This is a genomic window from Cellulomonas marina (genome assembly GCF_900111925.1).
Classification (GTDB): domain Bacteria; phylum Actinomycetota; class Actinomycetes; order Actinomycetales; family Cellulomonadaceae; genus Cellulomonas; species Cellulomonas marina.
Map to the genome: position 1 here is coordinate 99,732 of NZ_FOKA01000009.1, position 18,153 is coordinate 117,884.

The 18,153-nt window shown below is 76.5% G+C and carries 14 protein-coding genes and 1 pseudogene; 7 read left to right on the forward strand and 8 right to left on the reverse strand.

Features of this window, described 5'->3' with window-relative positions; all coding sequences use genetic code 11:
- Positions 1 to 44 precede the first annotated feature (44 nt).
- Positions 45 to 859: pseudogene (locus BM048_RS11085) on the forward strand (formate/nitrite transporter family protein).
- Positions 860 to 919: 60 nt separating this feature from the next.
- On the opposite strand, the gene BM048_RS18955 reads toward BM048_RS11085, so the two are convergent.
- From BM048_RS18955 to BM048_RS11100, 3 genes are read right to left on the reverse strand one after another with little or no spacing between them, the layout of a single operon-like run.
- A complete protein-coding gene (locus BM048_RS18955; protein WP_275407326.1) occupies positions 920 to 1,936 on the reverse strand; it encodes a MaoC/PaaZ C-terminal domain-containing protein in 1,017 nt (338 codons plus the stop codon).
- A 14-nt stretch (positions 1,937 to 1,950) separates the two neighbouring features.
- Complete coding sequence (locus tag BM048_RS11095; protein ID WP_090033121.1) at positions 1,951 to 3,315, reverse strand: 3-oxoacyl-ACP reductase; 1,365 nt, start codon at positions 3,313 to 3,315, stop codon at positions 1,951 to 1,953.
- 1 nt (position 3,316) lies between these two features.
- Entirely contained in the window at positions 3,317 to 4,702 is a 1,386-nt protein-coding gene (locus BM048_RS11100; RefSeq protein WP_090033123.1) for an acetyl-CoA C-acetyltransferase, read from the reverse strand.
- A gap of 124 nt (positions 4,703 to 4,826) precedes the next feature.
- Between BM048_RS11100 and BM048_RS11105 the strand changes: the two genes are divergently transcribed.
- From BM048_RS11105 to BM048_RS11120, 4 genes are all read left to right on the forward strand, one after another.
- Entirely contained in the window at positions 4,827 to 5,552 is a 726-nt protein-coding gene (locus BM048_RS11105) for a TetR/AcrR family transcriptional regulator (RefSeq protein ID WP_239078672.1), read from the forward strand.
- A 65-nt stretch (positions 5,553 to 5,617) separates the two neighbouring features.
- Complete coding sequence (locus tag BM048_RS11110; RefSeq protein ID WP_373308394.1) at positions 5,618 to 7,789, forward strand: acyl-CoA dehydrogenase family protein; 2,172 nt, start codon at positions 5,618 to 5,620, stop codon at positions 7,787 to 7,789.
- A 536-nt stretch (positions 7,790 to 8,325) separates the two neighbouring features.
- Positions 8,326 to 9,816: a putative bifunctional diguanylate cyclase/phosphodiesterase gene (locus BM048_RS11115; protein WP_175499512.1), complete on the forward strand. Its 1,491-nt coding sequence runs from the start codon at positions 8,326 to 8,328 to the stop codon at positions 9,814 to 9,816.
- 99 nt (positions 9,817 to 9,915) lie between these two features.
- Positions 9,916 to 12,195, forward strand: a complete 2,280-nt coding sequence (locus BM048_RS11120; RefSeq protein WP_090033126.1) for a putative bifunctional diguanylate cyclase/phosphodiesterase — start codon at positions 9,916 to 9,918, stop codon at positions 12,193 to 12,195.
- Here BM048_RS11120 and BM048_RS11125 read toward each other — a convergent pair.
- The 5 genes from BM048_RS11125 to BM048_RS11145 all read right to left on the reverse strand — a co-directional run bounded on the left by BM048_RS11125 (position 12,105) and on the right by BM048_RS11145 (position 15,693).
- Positions 12,105 to 12,686: a MarR family winged helix-turn-helix transcriptional regulator gene (locus BM048_RS11125; RefSeq protein ID WP_090033128.1), complete on the reverse strand. Its 582-nt coding sequence runs from the start codon at positions 12,684 to 12,686 to the stop codon at positions 12,105 to 12,107. The two genes, BM048_RS11120 and BM048_RS11125, sit on opposite strands and share 91 nt — an antisense overlap.
- Positions 12,687 to 12,695: 9 nt before the next feature.
- Positions 12,696 to 13,223, reverse strand: a complete 528-nt coding sequence (locus BM048_RS11130; protein WP_090033129.1) for a 2'-5' RNA ligase family protein — start codon at positions 13,221 to 13,223, stop codon at positions 12,696 to 12,698.
- A 1-nt stretch (position 13,224) separates the two neighbouring features.
- Complete coding sequence (locus BM048_RS11135; RefSeq protein ID WP_139224429.1) at positions 13,225 to 14,157, reverse strand: DUF2599 domain-containing protein; 933 nt, start codon at positions 14,155 to 14,157, stop codon at positions 13,225 to 13,227.
- Positions 14,154 to 14,894: a rhomboid family intramembrane serine protease gene (locus BM048_RS11140; RefSeq protein WP_090033133.1), complete on the reverse strand. Its 741-nt coding sequence runs from the start codon at positions 14,892 to 14,894 to the stop codon at positions 14,154 to 14,156. The genes BM048_RS11135 and BM048_RS11140 overlap by 4 nt, the downstream gene beginning before the upstream one ends.
- Positions 14,895 to 14,973: 79 nt before the next feature.
- Positions 14,974 to 15,693, reverse strand: a complete 720-nt coding sequence (locus BM048_RS11145; RefSeq protein ID WP_090033134.1) for a FadR/GntR family transcriptional regulator — start codon at positions 15,691 to 15,693, stop codon at positions 14,974 to 14,976.
- A 230-nt stretch (positions 15,694 to 15,923) separates the two neighbouring features.
- Between BM048_RS11145 and BM048_RS11150 the strand changes: the two genes are divergently transcribed.
- Positions 15,924 to 17,312 carry a GntP family permease gene (locus BM048_RS11150; RefSeq protein ID WP_090033135.1) on the forward strand — a complete coding sequence of 463 codons (1,389 nt, stop codon included), beginning with the start codon at positions 15,924 to 15,926 and terminating at the stop codon, positions 17,310 to 17,312.
- A complete protein-coding gene (locus BM048_RS11155) occupies positions 17,312 to 18,100 on the forward strand; it encodes an SDR family oxidoreductase (RefSeq protein ID WP_373308395.1) in 789 nt (262 codons plus the stop codon). The genes BM048_RS11150 and BM048_RS11155 overlap by 1 nt, the downstream gene beginning before the upstream one ends.
- Positions 18,101 to 18,153 lie beyond the last annotated feature (53 nt).

Here is an 18,153-nt window from a genome sequence, read left to right on the forward strand (position 1 = left end):
GCGCCCCCGTTCGCGGCAGCGGCCGGCGTGCCGTTCCCTGAGACATGACCGATGCCCGCGAGTCGCCCGCCGCCCCGCCCGCCGAGCCGGAGCCGGAGGTCGAGGACGCGTTCGACCGGCTCGTCGACGAGGGCGAGGACAGGTTGGCCCGGCCCTGGTGGCCGCTGGTCAGCACGGGGATCCTCGGCGGGATCGACATCGGGACCGGCGTGCTCGCGTACCTGGTGGTGCTCGCCGCGACCGACGACCACCTGCTGGCGGGGCTCGCGTTCTCCGTGGGGTTCGTCGCGCTCCTGCTGGCGCGCAGCGAGCTGTTCACCGAGAACTTCCTCGTGCCGGTGATCGCGGTCGTCGCGCGCAGGGGCAGCCCGCGGCAGCTGCTGCGCTGTGGGGCGTGACGCTGGTCCTCAACCTCGTCGGCGGGTGGGTCATGACGTGGCTGATCGTCCACGCCCTGCCGACGGTCCGGGCGACGGCCTTCGAGGCGGGTGAGCACATCGGGACCGCGCCGCTGGACCTGACGTCCTTCAGCTCGGCCGTGCTGGCGGGCGCCGTGATCACGCTCATGACGCGCATGCAGCACGCGACGGAGAGCATCGGCGTGAAGGTGGTGCCGGCGATCCTGTTCGGCGCGCTGCTGGCCGGCGCGCAGCTCTTCCACTCCGTCCTGGACTCCCTGCTCATGTTCGCCGCGCTGCAGGTCGGCGCCGACTTCGGCTACCTCGACTGGCTCGCCCGGCTCGGGTGGCTGGTGCTGGGCAACGTCCTGGGTGGCGTGGTGCTCGTGACGGCGATCCGTCTCCTGCGCGTGCAGCACCGGGTGGTCCAGGAGCGGCGCGACCCCGTGGAGGGAGCCTGACGGGTGCGGCTCGTCGGGCGGGACGGGTCCGGGCGGCCGCCGCTCGTCGGCCGCGCGGCGTCATGCCTGCGGGACGATGCGCACCGTCACGTGATGACGACCGCTCCTCGCGTCCCGTCCGTCGACCACCCACCCCTGGGCCCCGCCGTCGCCGTCGGCTGACCGCCGCACCGCCACGGCGACGGTGCTCGGCAGCCGCACGGGGCTGCCGAAGGCGGCGCCCCATGTGAAGGCCGCACCACGGGCGCGGCCGACGAGGGCCAGGGCGCGGGCGGCTGTGTCCATGCCGTGCGCGATGGCTCGCGGCTGGCCCAGGGCGCGGGCCGTCGCGCGTGAGAGGTGGATGGGGTTGGCGTCGCCGGAGACGGCGGCGTAGCGGCGGCCCTCGTCGGCGGGCAGGCGCCACAGGGCCGTGCGGGTACCGGGGTCGCCCGTGCTGTCGGGGGAGGGGGCCTGGTCGTGAGGGACGCTCGCGGGGCCCGGGTCTCGACCGTGGCCGCCGGCCGAGGGGTCGATGCCCTGCCCGCCGCGGGCCAGGTACGTCGAGACGCCCGTCCAGGCGACCTCGCCGGCGACCGACACCTCGGCGACGAGGTCGACCGCCGTGCCCTTGGGGTGCGGCCGCAGGTCCCGGGCCCAGGCGCGGACGTCCAGGGCGTCCCCGACGTCCAGGGGGCGGCGCTGCTCGACGTGGTTGGCGAGGTGGACCAGGCCGAGCAGGGGGAGCGGGAAGTCCGGACGCGCCATGACGGCCATCGCCACGGGGAACGCCAGGACGTGCACGTATCCGGGGGGCAGCGTGTCCGACGCGGGTTCGCCGACGAGGTGCTGGTAGTCGGTGAGCCGACGGGCGTCCGCGCGCACGTCGGTCACGCGCAGGGCGATGGCAGGCAGGGCGGCCTCGGGCAGGGTGGGGGCGCTGCCCGTCGCGGCCCGGCCCCTCGTCGGCAGCCCACGCCCGAGTGCCCGCCGCGCTGCACCCGTGAGTGCCGCCCGGTACAGCGTGCCGAGCGCGGGGACTGACGGCAGGTGCTCCTCCCGCGCCGGTGCGACCAGGGCGGCCCGCGCTCCGACCACGGGCGCGCTCGTCGTCACCGGCCGACCAGGTTCTGCCCGCAGACGCGCAGCGTGCGCCCCTGGATCCCGCCCGCGGCGGGCGACGCGAGGAAGGCGACGGCCTCCGCCACGTCGACGGGCAGCCCGCCCTGCTGCAGCGTGCTCAGCCGCCGCGCGACCTGGCGGGTCACCGGGGGGATGCGGGCCGTCATCTCCGTCTCGATGAAGCCGGGCGCCACCGCGTTGGCCGTCCCGCCGAAGGGCGCCAGCAGGGGCGCCGTGGCCCGGACCATGCCGATGACGCCGGCCTTGGAGGCCGCGTAGTTGGTCTGGCCGCGGTTGCCCGCGATGCCAGAGGTGGAGGCGAGGGCGACGAGGCGGGGTGCGTCGACGAACTCCCCGGACTCGAGCAGGGCCTCGGTGATGCGCAGCTGCGCCTCGACGTTGACGGCCAGCACCGACGACCATCGGTCCGGCGCCATGTTCGCGAGCAGCTTGTCCCGGGTGATCCCGGCGTTGTGCACCATGACGTCCAGGCGGCCGTGGCGGGCCAGGGCGTGCTCGAGGATGCGGGTGCCGGCGTCGGCGGCGGTCACGTCGAGCTGCAGCGCCGTGCCGCGGACGGCGTTGGCGACGCGGGCCAGCTTCTCCCCGGCCGCCGGGACGTCGACGGCCACGACGCGGGCGCCGTCACGGACCAGCGTCTCGACGATCGCGCGGCCGATGCCCTGCGCGGCGCCGGTGACGACGACGACCCGGCCCTCCAGCGGCCGTGCCTCGTCGGCGACGACCGGTCCCGCCGGCACGTCGGCGTCGACCTCGAGGAGCTGCCCGTCCACGTACGCCGACCGCGCCGAGAGGAAGAACCGCAGCGTCGCCAGCACGGACGCCGCCGTGACCGGCACGCCGGCCGCCACGACGACGCCGTTGCCCGTCGCGCCGCCGCGCAGCTCCTTGGCCAGCGACCGCAGGAACCCGTCCACGCCCTGCCGGGCCGCGGCGAGCGCGGGTCCGTCGTCGGGCAGGGCGGGCCGGGACAGCGTGACGACCCGTCCGCCGGGCAGCAGGCCCTTCAGCACGCCGCCCACCACGAGCGCGGGGTCGGCGAGGTCGGACGGACGCGCCACCTCGGTCAGCACGGCGACGACGGCGGCGTACCGCACGCCGTCGTCGGCGTGCCGGTGCACCGCCAGGTCCCAGCCGCCCTCGGCGGGCGGCCCGGCCAGGTGCTGGGCGACGGCGTCGGCGTCCGGGCCGCGCCCCGCGACGAGCACCGGCCCGGCGACGAGCGGCGCCCCCGGCTCGTACCGCCGCAGGACCGGGGGCCGCGGCAGGCCCAGCTTCTTCGCGACGGTCCTCGTCGCCCCGTGGTTGACGAGGTGCAGGTAGGTGTCGGTCATGTCAGGCCGCCTCGAGGAGGGCCGCCAGGCCGAGGCCGCCGGCGGCGCAGACGGACACCAGCGCGCGCACGGGGCGGTCGTCGCCGTCCGCGAGCAGCGCGCGCCGGCGCAGGTGCAGCTCCTTGGCCACGGTGGCGACGATCCGCCCGCCCGTGGCCGCGAAGGGGTGCCCGGCCGCCAGCGACGAGCCGTGCACGTTGAGCCGCTCGGGCTTGACCGACCCGAAGGCGCCGTCCAGCCCCAGCCGCTCGCGCCCGAAGGCGTCGGACTCCCACGCCGTCAGCGTGCACACGACCGTCGCCGCGAACGCCTCGTGGACCTCCACGAGGTCCAGGTCGTCCAGCGTGAGCCCGTTCCGGGCCAGCAGCCGCGGCACCGCGAACACCGGCGCCATGAGCAGCCCGTCCTCGCCGTGCACGAAGTCCACGGCGGCCACCTCGGCGTCGACCACCGCGGCCCACGGGGTCAGCCCGTGCTCCGCCGCCCACGCGGCGCTGCCGAGCAGCACGGTCGAGGCCCCATCGGTCAGCGGTGTGGAGTTGCCGGCCGTCATCGTGGCCTCGCCGGGCAGGTCCTTGCCGAACACCGGCTTCAGCGCCGCCAGCTTCTCGAGGGTCGTGTCGGCACGCAGGTTCCCGTCGCGCGTCAGCCCGCGGTACGGCGTGACGAGGTCGTCGAAGAAGCCGGCGTCCCACGCGGCGGCCAGGCGCTGGTGGCTGCGGACCGCGACCTCGTCCTGCGCGCTCCGGCTGATGCCCCACTGCGCGGTGGTCAGCGCCTGGTGCTCGCCCATCGAGAGACCCGTGCGCGGCTCGGAGGCGCTCGGGGCGTCGGGGACGAGGTGCGCGGGTCGGATCCGCGCGAGGGCCCTGAGCCGTGCCTGCGGCGTGCGGGCGCGCTGCAGCTCGACGAGGGTCCGCCGCAGCCGGTCGTCGACGGCGACGGGGGCGTCCGACGTCGTGTCGACGCCACCGGCGATCGCCGACTCGAGCTGGCCGAGCCGGATCTTGTTGGACAGGGCGACGACGGTCTCCAGGGACGTGGCGCACGCCTGCTGCACGTCGAACGCCGGTGTCGTCGGGTCCAGGGCCGAGCCGAGGACGGCCTCCCGCGTGAGGTTGAAGTCCCGGCTGTGCTTGAGCACGGCACCTGCCGCGACCTCGCCGATGCGCTCGCCCTGCAGCCCGTGCCGCGCGACGAGCCCGTCGAGCGCGGCGGTCAGCAGGTCCTGGTTGGAGGACCGCGCGTAGGCCGTGAAGGCCCGCGCGAACGGCACGCGGTTGCCGCCGAGCACGTAGGCCGGCCGCGCGCCGCCCGGCGTGCCGGCGCCGCCGCTGCTGTCGCCGACCCGGGTGCCGGGGGTGCCGATCGTGGCGGAGGGGGACATGGCGCCTCTTCCTGCATCGTCGTCGATGGTCATGGAACTGGTGCTGTGCGGGTGCTGCTGCACGGCGGCCCTCGTCGGACCGCCGGTCTGTCTACGACCGACAGTACCTGATACCGTCGGTCCCGTGAGCCGCGACGACGAGGTGGTGCTGCGGGCGGTCCCCGGGACGGGGCCGGACCTCGACGAGCCCGACGGCCGCACGACGCGCTGGGCCGAGCACCGCGAGGCCCGCCGGGCGGAGCTGGTCCGGGCAGCGCGTCGCGTCGTGCACAAGCGCGGGCCCGACGTCTCCATGGAGGAGATCGCCGCGGCCGCCGGCACCTCCAAGTCGATCGTGTACCGCTACTTCAACGACAAGACCGGCCTGCAGATCGCGGTCGGGGAGCTCGTCGTCGGGCAGATCGAGGGCGCGATCGAGGCCGTGCTGCGCCTGGCGCCCTCCCCGCGCGAGGGGCTGCGCTCGATGATCGCGGTCTACCTCGACACCATCGAGCAGTCCCCGAACGTGTACGCGTTCGTCACCCGGGGAGGGTCGGTCGAGCTCGGCGGGCCGCTCGGGCACTTCCAGCAGTCCGTCGCGGCGCTCGTCGCCGCTCGGTTCACGCGGCTGGCCCCGGCCGACGACGAGGGCCGCGCCGAGCCCGACGAGGCCGACCGCTGGGCCGCGCAGGCCTGGGCCGCGGGTGTCGTCGGCTACGTCCGCGGTGCGGGCGAGTGGTGGATGGCCCACCGCGCCGACCCCGGCTGCCCCGACCGCACGGCGCTCGCCGACCGCCTGGCCCGCTGGCTCTGGGCCGGCCCCGGCGCCCTGACCCCCGCCCGTCCCGCCGCCGTTCCCTCGACCACCTGACCCCTGCGGCCCTGACCGAGGCCACCACCCTGCCCGCTCCACGACGACGACGACGAGGAGTCCCCGTGACCACCACCGCCCCCCGCCCCACGGCCGGCGCGCCGGCCGCCCACGCCCCGGCCGCACCCGCACCCGGCACCGTGCCCAGCACCGTGCCCAGCACCGTGCCCAGCACCGTGCCCGACACCGGCGACCCCCGCCTCGACCGCGACAGCGCCGTCGACGTCCCGGCGCTGGCCGGGCTGCTGCTCGGCCACTACCCCGAGCTGCGCCGCCAGGCCCGTGCGCTCATGGCCCAGGACCGGTTCCACGGCGTGCCCGGCCTGCCCATGGCCGAGCACCGCACGCGCGTCCTGGAGCAGCTCCGCGCGCTCGCGGCGGAGGGGGACGTGCACCGCGCCTTCCCGACGAGGTTCGGCGGCGCCGACGACCACGGCGGCTCGCTGGCCCGCTTCGAGGAGCTCGTCGTCGGGGACCCGTCGCTGCAGATCAAGGCCGGGGTGCAGTGGGGGCTGTTCGCCTCGGCGATCCTGCACCTGGGGACCGACCGCCACCACGACGCCTGGCTGCCCGACGCCCTGTCGGTGGACGTGCCGGGCGTGTTCGCCATGACGGAGACCGGGCACGGGTCGGACGTCTCGGCGATCGGCACGACGATCACGTTCGACCCGGCCACGGACGAGCTCGTCGTGCACACGCCGTTCCCCGCAGCGCGCAAGGACTACCTCGGCAACGCGGCGGTGCACGGCACGGCGGCCGTCGTCTTCGGGCGGCTGGTCACGGCTCCGCGCGGGGGGCAGCCCGTCGACCACGGCGTGCACGCCGTCTACGTGCCCATCCGGGACCGGGGGACGAACGCGCTGCTGCCCGGCATCGGCTCGGAGGACGACGGGCTCAAGGGTGGGCTCAACGGCATCGACAACGGCCGGCTCTGGTTCGACCACGTCCGCGTCCCGCGGACGAACCTCCTGGACCGCTACGGCCAGGTCGCTCCCGACGGCACGTACTCCTCGCCGATCGCCAGCCCGGGCCGGCGCTTCTTCACCATGCTCGGCACGCTCGTGCAGGGCCGCGTCTCGCTCGACGGGGCCGCCGTCGCCGCCGCCCGCGCCGGCCTGGCCGTCGCGGTGACGTACGGCAACCAGCGCCGCCAGTTCGCCGGGCCCGGGGGCGACGAGGGCGTCCTGCTCGACTACGCCGAGCACCAGCGTCGGCTGCTGCCCCTGCTCGCCGAGACGTACGCGGCGGGCTTCGCCCACGAGGACCTGCTGGCCGCGTTCGACGACGTCTTCTCCGGACGCAACGACACCACCGAGTCCCGCGAGGACCTCGAGACCATGGCGGCCGCGCTGAAGGCCGCCTCGACGTGGTCGGCGCTGCGGACGCTGCAGACCTGCCGGGAGGCGTGCGGCGGTGCCGGCTTCCTGGCGACGAACCGCCTCGTCGGACTGCGCGCGGACCTCGACGTCTACGTGACCTTCGAGGGGGACAACACGGTCCTCCTGCAGCTCGTCGGGAAGCGGCTCCTGGCCGACCACGCGCAGGAGCTGCGGCACCTCGACGCGACGAAGGTCGCGCGCCTCGTCGCGGAGCGCGCCGCGGACGCCGCCCGGTACCGCACCCCGCTGCACCGCGCGCTGCAGACGGTCGCCGACGTCGGCGACCCGCGCCGCAGCGCCGGCCAGCTCCGCGACACGGCCACCCAGCGCGCGCTGCTCGTCGACCGCGTCGAGACGATGGTCGCGGAGGTCGCCACGGCGCTCCGGCCGGCGCGCAAGGCATCTCCGGAGGTCGCGGCGGCGCTGTTCAACGGCCAGCAGCACGCGCTGGTGGAGGCCGCGCGGGCGCACGCGGAGCTCATCCGCTGGGAGTCGTTCACGGCGGCCGTCGAGCGCACCACCGACCCGGGCACGCGGCAGGTGCTCGTCTGGCTGCGCGACCTGTACGGCCTCGGCCTCGTCGAGCAGCACCTGGCCTGGTACCTGCTCAACGGGAGGCTGTCCGCCGGGCGCGCCCGGACCGTCACCTCCTACGTCGACCGCCTGCTCGCGCGGCTGCGGCCGCACGCGCAGGACCTCGTCGACGCCTTCGGCTACGGGCCCGAGCACCTGCGCGCCGAGATCGCGACGGGGGCCGAGGGCCGCCGGCAGGACGAGGCCCGCCGGTGGGCCCGCGCCCGCCGGGCCGCGGCCGACGCCCCCGTCCCCGAGCGCCGGACGGCTCGCCCGGCAGGGTGAACCTCGTCCCCGGGGGACGGAAGACCTGCCCCGGCGCCGCGCGTGCCCCGAAGATGGGGGTCGCCGTCGTGCAGGCACGCGCGCGGCACGACACGGCCGCCCCGCCCGGGCGGGTCGTTCTCGTCAGGGGGACGGATGGGGGACGGACTGCCCTCGCCGCGGGACGGCGCGCCCGTGGGCGCGTTGCTGCACGACGCGAGCGCGGAGTGGACGGGGGACCCCGCCGGGCTGACGGGGGTCATGCTCGAGGCGATGTCCGCCCGCGGGGAGTCCATCTCCGTCGTCCGCCCGGTGCGCGACGTCCGGGGGCGGGTCGTCGACTTCGTCATCGTGGCCGACACGGGGCTGACCGAGCGGCTGTCGGGCCGTCCCTGCATCGGCCGCACCATCCGCGAGCTGTACGAGGCCGGACCCGCCGAGGACTTCGTGCGCCGCAACCGGGAGGTGCTCGAGCGCGGGGAGGTCGAGCCGAGGACTTCCCGCTCGGCCTCGACGCGGCGGGCCTGCGGCTGCCGCCGGACCGGGACGAGCCCGGGGTGGAGGTGCGCCAGGGCGTCCTGCTGCGGATCCCCGTGCGCGACCGGGTCGTCGTCATGTGGCGCGACCTCACCGACGTCCGCGACGCCGAGGCCCGTCGGCAGCACGTCGAGGCCCTGCTGCAGCAGCAGGCGCTCGCGGACCACCTCACGGGCCTGCCGAACCGGCGCTGGTTCACCGCGGCCCTGCGCGACGCCGTCGCCCGCTGCGACGCCTCGGGCACGCCGCTGGCCCTGCTCGTGCTCGACGTCGACGACTTCAAGGAGGTCAACGACACCCACGGTCACGCCGCGGGGGACCTGCTCCTCGTCGACATGGCGGCCCGGCTGTCCGCGGCGCTGACAGGACCGGGTCTGGCGGTGGCGCGGCTCGGGGGCGGCGAGCTGGTCGTCGTCGCCGAGGGGTACGGGCCGGACGACGTGGAGGCCCTGGCCGGGCAGGTCGTCGGGGCGGTCCAGGGCCTGTACCGGCTGGGTGCCCTGACGGTCGAGGTCGCGCTCTCCCTCGGTGTCGCGCTGCGCGAGCCGACGGGGGCGGTGCCCGGGACGGTGCCCGGGAAGGTGCCCGGGAAGGTGCCCGGGAAGGTGCCCGGGAAGGGCGACGGCGGTCCGGACGACGAGCTCGCGGCGAGCCGTGCCGAGGAGCTGCTCGGGCAGGCGGACCTCGCGCTGTACGAGGCCAAGCGCCGCGGCCGCGCGCGCTTCCACGTGTACAGCGCGGAGCTCGGCGAGCCGGTCCAGCGCCGGACGGAGACCGGCACCCAGCTGCGCCGGGCGGCGGACCGTGGCGAGCTGACGCTGCACTGGCAGCCCATCGTGCGGCTGGCCGACGGCGCCACCGTCGCGGCGGAGGCCCTGCTGCGGTGGCAGCACCCCGTGCGGGGGCTGGTCGCGGCCGGGGAGTTCCTGCCGGTGGCGGCCGAGCTCGGGCTGCTCCCGGAGGTGGCCGCGTGGGCGGTCGAAGCCGCTTTCGCGCAGGCCGCGGCCTGGCGGCGTTGCGGCCACGCGCCGCACGTGTACGTCAACCTCGCGGCCTCGCAGCTGGCCTCCGTCGACCTCGGCAGCGAGCTGTCGCGGCTCGCGGCGGCGCACGGCCTGGACCGGCGGGGCGTCTCCCTCGAGCTGTCCGAGGACGTGCTCGGCAGCGACGTGGTGGCGCTGGGGGAGCGGCTGGCGCACCAGCGGGCGAGCGGCTTCTCCATCGCGCTCGACGACTTCGGCGCCGGCAGCACGGCCCTCGCCTGGCTGCGGCACCTGCCCGTCGACGTCCTCAAGCTCGACCGGTCGTTCGTCGCGACCGTCGGGGAGGCCCGCACGCGGACGGTCGTGCGGGCGATCCTCGCGCTGGCGCGCGACCTGGGCGTGCGGACGGTGGCGGAGGGCGTGGAGACGGAGGCGCAGCGCGACTTCTTCGCCGAGGCCGGCTGCGACTACGCGCAGGGGTGGCTCCTGGGCCGGCCCGTGCCCGCCGAGGTGCTGCTGCCCGGGTGACGTCGGCGGGTGGCGCCGGTGAGGCCCTGTCCGCGACCGGCCATCCCGACACGTGGCCCGTCGCTGGCGCGCCGAGCCGCTGACCAGCAGAGTGGCGACGTGGACGCGCTCCCCGAAGACTCCGGGCCGCCGGCCTGGGACCCGGACGAGCCGGCGCTCCTGGCGGCGCTCGTCGCCGGGCTGGCCGCGCAGGGTAGTGACGGCGTCACGGTGCTGCGGCCCGTCGGGCCGCCGGACGCGCCCACGGACTTCCGCGTGGTGGCCGACACGGGCATGACCGCCCGGCTGGCCGGGGTCCCGAGCCTCGGCCGGACGCTGCGCGAGCTCTACCCGCCCGCGTTCGCCGACCGGCTGGTGGCCGTCAACCGCGAGGTGCTCACCACCGGGGGCACGGTGCGCGAGGACGTCGAGCTGGTCGCGGACGCCGACGGCCGCCTGCGCCCTCCCGCCGTGCCCGGGGCGCCCGACGAGGGGTCGTCGGCGACCCGGGTCGCCGAGACGGTCCGCGTCCCGGCCGGCGGCCTCGTCGTCGTCCTGTGGCGGGACGTGACGGACGTGCGCCGGGCGGAGGCCGCCCGGCGCAGCAGCGAGCAGCGGTTCCGCGCCCTCGTCGAGAACGCCGCCGACGCCGTCGTCGTCACGGACGCCGGGGGGACCGTGACGTGGAGCGGCCCGGCCGCCGTGCGGGTGAGCGGCCGCGGCGCCGACGCGCTCGACGGCGTCGCCCTGCCCGCCCTCGCGCTGCCGGAGGACCGCGGGCTGGTCGAGGCGCTGCTGCGCGACGTGGCCGCGGAGCCCACGGGCGGGACCGCCGAGGTGCACGCGCGCGTGCTGCGCGGCCCCGGGCCGGAGGGGGAGGTGCGCTGGCTGCACCTGCTGGCGGCCAACTGGCTCGACGAGCCGGCCGTCGCGGGCCTCGTCGTGCACCTGCGCGACGTCACCGCGCAGCGCGCCGCCGAGGACCAGCTCCACCAGATCGCCCTCGAGGACCCGCTCACCGGCCTGCCCAACCGCCGGTGGTTCCTCGGGGCGCTGCGCGACGCGGTGGCCCGCAGCGCGCGGGACGGCACGTCGTTCGCGCTCGCCGTGCTCGACGTCGACGACTTCAGGGTCGTCAACGACAGCCTCGGTCACGCCGCCGGGGACCTGCTGCTCGTGGAGCTCGCCGCCCGCCTGGCCACGCAGCTGCGGCCAGGTCTCGCGCTGGCGCGGCTCGGGGGCGACGAGTTCGTCGTCGTCGCCGAGGGGCTGCCCGTCACCGCCAGCACGCTCAGGGACGCGTGTGGGAACGCGCACGGGGAGGCGACCGGCGAGGACGACGCCGGCACCCGGCTCGCGGCCCGCGTCGCCGCGGCGGCCGAGGGGCGGTTCCGCGTCGGCTCGGTGGCCACGCGCGTGACGGTGTCGATCGGCGTGGTCACGCACCAGCCCGAGGACCCGGGCGGCGACGACGCGCCGGCGGGCCTCACGGGCGGCCGCCGCGCCGAGGAGCTGCTGGCCCAGGCCGACGCCGCGCTGCACGAGGCCAAGCGCCGCGGCCGGGCCCGCGCCGAGCCGTTCACCGCCGAGCTGGGCGCCCGCGTGCAGCACCGCCTCGACCTGGGCAGCCAGCTCCACCAGGCGCTGGAGCAGGAGGAGCTCGAGCTGTACTGGCAGCCGATCGTCCGGCTGGCCGACCGGCGGACGGTGGCGGCCGAGGCGCTCCTGCGGTGGAACCACCCGCGGCGCGGGGTGGTGGAGGCCGCGCAGTTCCTGCCGCTCGCGGGGGAGGTGGGGCTCATGCCGGCGCTGTCGTCGTGGGCCGTGGACGCCGCCCTCGGCCAGGCGGCACGGTGGCAGGCCGCGGGCGACGGGCCGGACGTGTTCATCAACCTCGCGGCCGTGCAGCTCGCCGTCGCGGAGCTGGACCGCGAGCTCGCCGGGCTGGCCGCCTGGCACGGCGTCGACCCGCACGGCGTGTTCTTCGAGCTGTCCGAGGAGGTGCTCGGCACCGACGTGCCGGGCCTCGGCGACCGGTTGCGGCGCAAGCGCGAGCGCGGGTTCGCCATCGCGCTCGACGACTTCGGCGCCGGCAACACGGCCCTCACGTGGCTGCGGCGGATGCCCGTGGACGTGCTCAAGCTCGACCGGTCCTTCGCGGTGTCCGTCGACGAGAGCCGGACCCGCACGGTCGTGCGGGCGATCCTCGGCCTGGCCCGCGACCTGGGCGTCCGGACGATCGCCGAGGGCGTCGAGACCGAGGAGCAGCTCGCGTTCTTCACCGAGGAGGGGTGCGACGACGCGCAGGGCTACCTGCTGGGCCGGCCCGGGCCGGTCGCGCTGCTGGGCGGGTTCGCGGGCGGGTTCGCGGGCGGCTCGGCGGGTGGCTCAGCGTCCTGACGCACGGACCCGCCGACGGTGCGGCGCGGCTGCCGGCCGTCCTCCTCCAGCCGGGCCAGGACGGCGCTCGCGATGCCCCGGAGCTGCTCGACCTGCTCCTCGTCGAGCACGTCGAAGACGCTGCGCCGCACCTGCGCGACGTGCCCGGGGGCGGCGGCGCGCACGACGTCCCCGCCGGCGTCGGTGAGGGTCACGACCGTGGCCCGGCGGTCGGTGGGGCTCGTCGAGCGCGTCACCGCCCCCCGCGCCTCGAGGCGGGCGACGACGTGCGAGAGCCGCGGCAGCGTCGCGTCGGTGCGGCGGGCCAGGTCCGTCATCTGCAGCGTCGCGCCGTCGGCCTCGGACAGCATCGCCAGGACCATGTACTCGAAGTGCGTGAGCCCGGCGTCGCGCCGCAGCTGGGCGTCGAGCACGGTCGGGAGCCGCTCGACCACCGCGATGAGCGGCAGCCAGGCCGCCAGCTGCGCCTCGCCCAGCCACCGCGTGCCCATGACGGGACCCTACGGCGTCGTCGGCGTCCCGTCAGCGCTGACCAGGGTGGTCACCGTCCCGGCTTCCGGGTCCCACCGGCGCAGCGCCACCAGCCGCAGGACGACGTCGGCGTGCCCCAGCACCGCCAGCGCCCGCCCGACGTCGGCGCGTGGCAGCCGCCGGGCCAGCGTGACGTGCGCCAGCCAGCCGGGGTGCGGCGTGGTGGGGGCCGCGGCCCGCAGCTCGAGCGCCGCCGCGGTGAGCGCGTCGGGCACGTCGACGAGCCGCGCGAGGGTCACCCGCTCCCCGCCCAGCACGACGAGGCCCGCCGCGCGCACCTCCAGCGGCAGGAGGGGCCCGACCAGCGCCGCGGCCCGCGCCAGCAGCGGCTCGTCGAGCGCGGGGGCGGGCAGCAGGGTGACGTGCGGGGCGTTCGTCGCGCCGGTGTGGTCGAGCTGGGACGGCAGGTCCGCGTCGCGCAGGGCCTGCCAGTCGGCGCGGACCGCGGCGTCGCCGGCCCCGTCGGGCAGGAGCTCCAGGGCGTGGAGGCGCGGCACGTCAGCCCTCGCCCTGCTCGACCGGGTTGCAGCCGGCGGCCAGCAGCTCGAGCGTGTCGACCTCGGGCCGCCACGGCTCGAGGTTCCAGGTCGCCTTCGTCGGCGCGCCGAGCTGGTGGCACCAGAGCTGGTCGTGCATCGACGTCGTCCCGGCCTCCGGCTCGCGGGCGACGAGCTGCGCCCACACGCCCTCCGCCGCGGCGGCCCCGCCCACGCGCGCCCAGGCCGAGGGGGTCACGGCCAGGGACCGCCCGCCCTCGCGGTCGCCCCACCGCGCGTCGAGGACGGTGGTCGCGGCGAGCCACAGCGGCAGCTCGGCCGGAGTCGTGCCGGCGGTCGAGGTGGGGCTCGCGGGGAGCATGACCGCGAGGGTGCCGTCGGGACCGGGGACGACGCCCGCCCCGCGGGGCCCGGGGACGGACGTCGTCCCGTCGGCGGCCGGGGCCGTCCCCGGCGCGGCGACGCCCGCGACGAACCCGCCCGCCGCATCGGTGACGACCACCGTCCCGTCGTCCTCCGCGACGAGCGAGCGGTCCGGCGGAGCGGCCAGCCAGGCGACGGGGGACCGGGCCGCCGTCGCCCCGGGGGTGAGCCGGGCCAGCGCCGAGCCGTCCGGGCCCGCCTCGACGACGAGCGTCGTGCCGGGCGCGGGCAGGACCGCCAGCGTCACGTCGCCCGCGGTGAGGGCGGTGCCCCGGGCGCGCACGTCGGCGGCGTCGGCCGGGGCCGCGTGCGCGCTCGGGCCACCGCTCAGGTCACCGCTCGGGCCGCCGGTCGTGCCGTTCGTCGGGCCGGCGGAGGCCGCCGGGCCCGTGCCGGTGCTCGTCGTCCCGGTGCTCGTCGGGCCGTCCGTCCCCGCCGTGCACGCGGCGGCGCCCCCGACGAGGAGCAGCGCGGCCGCCACCAGCGCGACCGGCGCCCGCGAGGGCGTCACCACCGGGTTCCGCGCCGGCGCTCGAGCCGCCGCGCCTCGTAGGGGTCCACGAGCCGGACCCGGCGGTCGACGCCGCGCCGCACGCGCTCCGGACGGGCCAGCGCCCGCGCCAGCACCAGCCCCGCGACGAACCCGCCGACGTGGGCGAAGTAGGCGACGCCGCCCCCGGCGAGGCCGGTGAGCGACGTGAGCCCGGACCAGAACTGCAGGAGGAACCACACGCCGATGAGCAGCCACGCCGGCAGCACGGGCCACACGAACAGCGGCGGCACGATGACGACGATCGTGCGCACCATCCCGCGCGGGAACAGCACGACGTAGGCGGCCAGGACACCGGCGATGGCCCCGCTGGCACCGACGAGCGGCACCGTGCCCGAGGGGTCGACGAGCACCTGCGCGACGCTGCCGGCGACGCCGGCCAGCAGGTAGAAGCTCAGGTACCGGACGTGGCCCAGGGCGTCCTCGACGTTGTCGCCGAACACCCACAGGTACAGCATGTTGCCGCCGAGGTGCAGCCACGAGGCGTGCAGGAAGGTGCAGGTCAGCAGCGTCGGCCACGTCGTCGGGTCGCTCGTGACGAGGGCCGGCACGGCGGCGTACCGCGCGAACGTCAGGGCCTGCTCGAAGGGCGTCGACAGGGCCGTGGAGACGAAGACGGCGACGTTGGTGACGAGCAGGAGGTAGGTGACCCACGGCGTCGTGCGGCGGCGGGAGTTGTCGTCCGCGATGGGGATCACCCGTGAACGGTAGGCGACCGCGGCCCCGCCCGGGCGCCGGCGGTGGCGTCGGCAGTGGCGTCGGCAGTGGCGGATGGGCTCAGGGGCGCGGGGGGCGCTGCCCGCCGCCGGCCGCGACGACCGCGTCCCAGACCTCCTGCACCACCGCGCGGGCGTGCCGCTCGGCGGCGTCCTCGTCGCCGGCCAGGACGGCGGCCGCCGTGGCCTCGTGGTGGTCGAGCGCGTCCGCGACGGGCAGCGCGGGCATGAGGCCGAGCGTCGCGCGGCCCGCCAGCACCTCCGCGACCGGGCCGGTGAGCGCCGCGAGCATCTCGTTGCCGCCGGCCTGCAGGAGCAGGACGTGGAAGGCCACGTCGGCGGCGAGGTACGCCTCGCTGCGGCCCTCGCCCTCCTCGCCCATGAGGCGCAGCCCGGCCGCCAGCTCGGCCAGCCGGGCGCGGTCGGCGGTGCTCGCGTGCCGGGCGGCGAGGCGGGCGGCCGTCGGCTCCACGGCCATGCGCAGCTCCGTCAGGGCGACGAGCTGCCGGTGCCGGCCCGGTCCGGCCAGCCGCCACTGGATGACCTGCGGGTCCAGCGCGTTCCAGCGGTCCTCGGGCAGGACGCGGACGCCGACGCGCTGCCGCGCCTCGACCATCCCGACCGCCTCGAGGACGCGGACCACCTCCCGCACCACCGTGCGGGACACCCCGAGCTCGGCCTCGAGGCCGGCCAGGGTGAGGACCGTGCCGGCGGGCCGTCGGCCGCCCGCGATCTCCTGGCCGAAGCGGTCCAGGACGCCGAGGTGCAGGCCTCCGCGCATGCGTCCCCCTCGGTCTGGTGCGGCTGCCGCCGGTCGTGGGCGGCACCGGCCGGTGGCGGAGTCTAGGCGGGAGGGCCAGGGTCGGGACGGGGTCTCCAACGCAGGAGTCCACCAGCAGGGTTGCTAATAGTCGTACTTTTCTGCGACGGTGGCGCGCCGGGCGACGCCGCCCGGCACGCAGGCCGGATCCCCGGCGCAGGACACGACCCCCTCGATCGACGGAGATCCCCATGGACGACTGGACCCAGACACTGGGCGCGGGACCGCTGCTCGGCATCGCCGCCGCGGCGATCGCGCTGATCCTCGTGCTCGTCATCCGCTTCAAGCTGCACGCGTTCCTCACGCTCATCGTGGTCTCGCTGCTGACGGCGCTGGCCACCGGCATCCCGATCGGCGAGATCGTGAACACCCTCGTCGGGGGCTTCGGCTCCACGCTGGGGACGGTCGCGCTGCTCATCGGGCTGGGCGCGATGCTCGGCAAGCTCGTCGAGCACTCCGGCGGCGCCCGGGTGTTGGCCGAGGCGCTCGTGGCCCGGTTCGGGGAGAAGCGGGCGTCGTTCGCGCTCGGCCTCGCCTCGCTCATCATGGGCTTCCCGATCTTCTTCGACGCCGGGCTCGTCGTCATGCTGCCGATCATCTTCGCGGTGGCGCGGCGCCTGGGCGGCAACAACGTGCTCGCCTACGGCATCCCCGCCGCGGCCGCCTTCTCGGTCATGCACGTGTTCCTGCCGCCGCACCCCGGTCCCGTCGCAGCGACCGAGCTCTACGGCGCCAACCTGGGTGTCGTGCTCATCGTCGGGATCATCCTGGCGTTCCCCGTATGGTACGTCTCCGGCTACATCTGGGGCAAGCGGGTCGGCACCAAGTACGTCCTGCCGGTCCCGGGCTTCTTCGGCGCCGTCGACGACGACCAGCCGACGAACCCGCCGCGGTTCGGCACGGTCATCGCCGTCATGGCCCTGCCGCTCGTCCTCATCTTCATGAACACCGGGCTCGACGCGGCCGCCGCGGCGGGCGCCGTCGACGAGGAGGCCGGCTGGGTCCGCGTCCTGACGCTGCTCGGCACGTCCTCCATCGCGCTGCTCATCTCCGTGCTCGTCGCGATGGTCGTCCTCGGCTCGCGGCGCGGCGTCGAGGGCACCGCGCTGGAGAAGGTCCTCGACTCCTCGCTCGGCCCGGTCTGCTCGGTCATCCTCATCACCGGCGCCGGCGGCATGTTCGGCGGCGTCCTGCGCACGTCGGGCATCGGCGACGCGCTGTCCGACTCGCTGGCCTCCATCGGCCTGCCCGTCATCGTCGCGGCCTACGTCATCTCCGTCATCCTGCGGCTCGCGCAGGGCTCGGCCACGGTCGCCCTGGTCACGGCGGCCGGCCTCATGGCCCCGGCCGTCACCGCCGGGGACTACAACGCGCTCCAGGTCGCCTGCATCACGCTCGCCACGGCGGCCGGCTCGGTCTTCGCCAGCCACGTCAACGACTCGGGCTTCTGGCTCGTGGGGCGCCTCATGGGCATGGACGTCAAGACCACCCTGAAGACGTGGACCGTGCAGCAGACCATCGAGTCCGTGCTGGCCTTCGCGATCATCTCGGTGATCTTCGTCGGGGCGAGCGCGGTCTGATGGCCGCGGGCAGCACGGCCGTGGGCGGCCTGTTCGACGTCACCGGGCGGCTCGCGCTCGTCACCGGGTCGTCGCGCGGCCTCGGCCGGACGATGGCCACCGGACTGGCGGAGGCCGGGGCGCGCGTGGTCCTGCACGGCCGCGACACCGCGGCGCTGGAGGCCGTCGCCGACGACCTCGAGGCGCGCACCGGCACCCGGCCGGCGTCGGTCACCTTCGACGTGACCCACGCCGCCGCGGTGGCCGACGCCGTGGGGGCCCTCGTCGAGCAGCACGGCGTGCCCGACGTGCTGGTCAACAACGCGGGCGTGCAGCGGCGGGCGCCGATCCAGGAGTTCGCCGTCGAGGACTGGGACACCGTCATCTCCTCGAACCTGTCGAGCGCGTTCTACGTCTCACGGCAGGTCGCGCCGGGGATGGTCGCGCGCGGCTCGGGCAAGATCGTCAACATCGCGTCGGTGCAGTCGCGGCTCGCGCGGCAGACCATCGCGCCCTACTCGGCCAGCAAGGGCGGGCTCGCCTCGCTGACGCAGGGCATGGCGGCCGACCTCGCGCGGTTCGGGATCCAGGTCAACGCGATCTCGCCCGGCTACTTCGCCACGGACATGAACGCGGCGCTGTGGCAGGACCCGACCTTCGACGGCTGGGTGAAGCAGCGCACGCCGGCGCAGCGGTGGGGGCGCGTCGAGGAGCTCGTCGGCGCGCTGCTGTTCCTGAGCTCCGACGCCTCGAGCTTCGTCTCGGGGCAGAACCTGTCGGTCGACGGCGGGATGTCCGCGGTCGTGTGACCCGCCGGGCCGGTGCCCCCGGCCCGGCCCCGCTCTCCCGGTACCGCTCGACG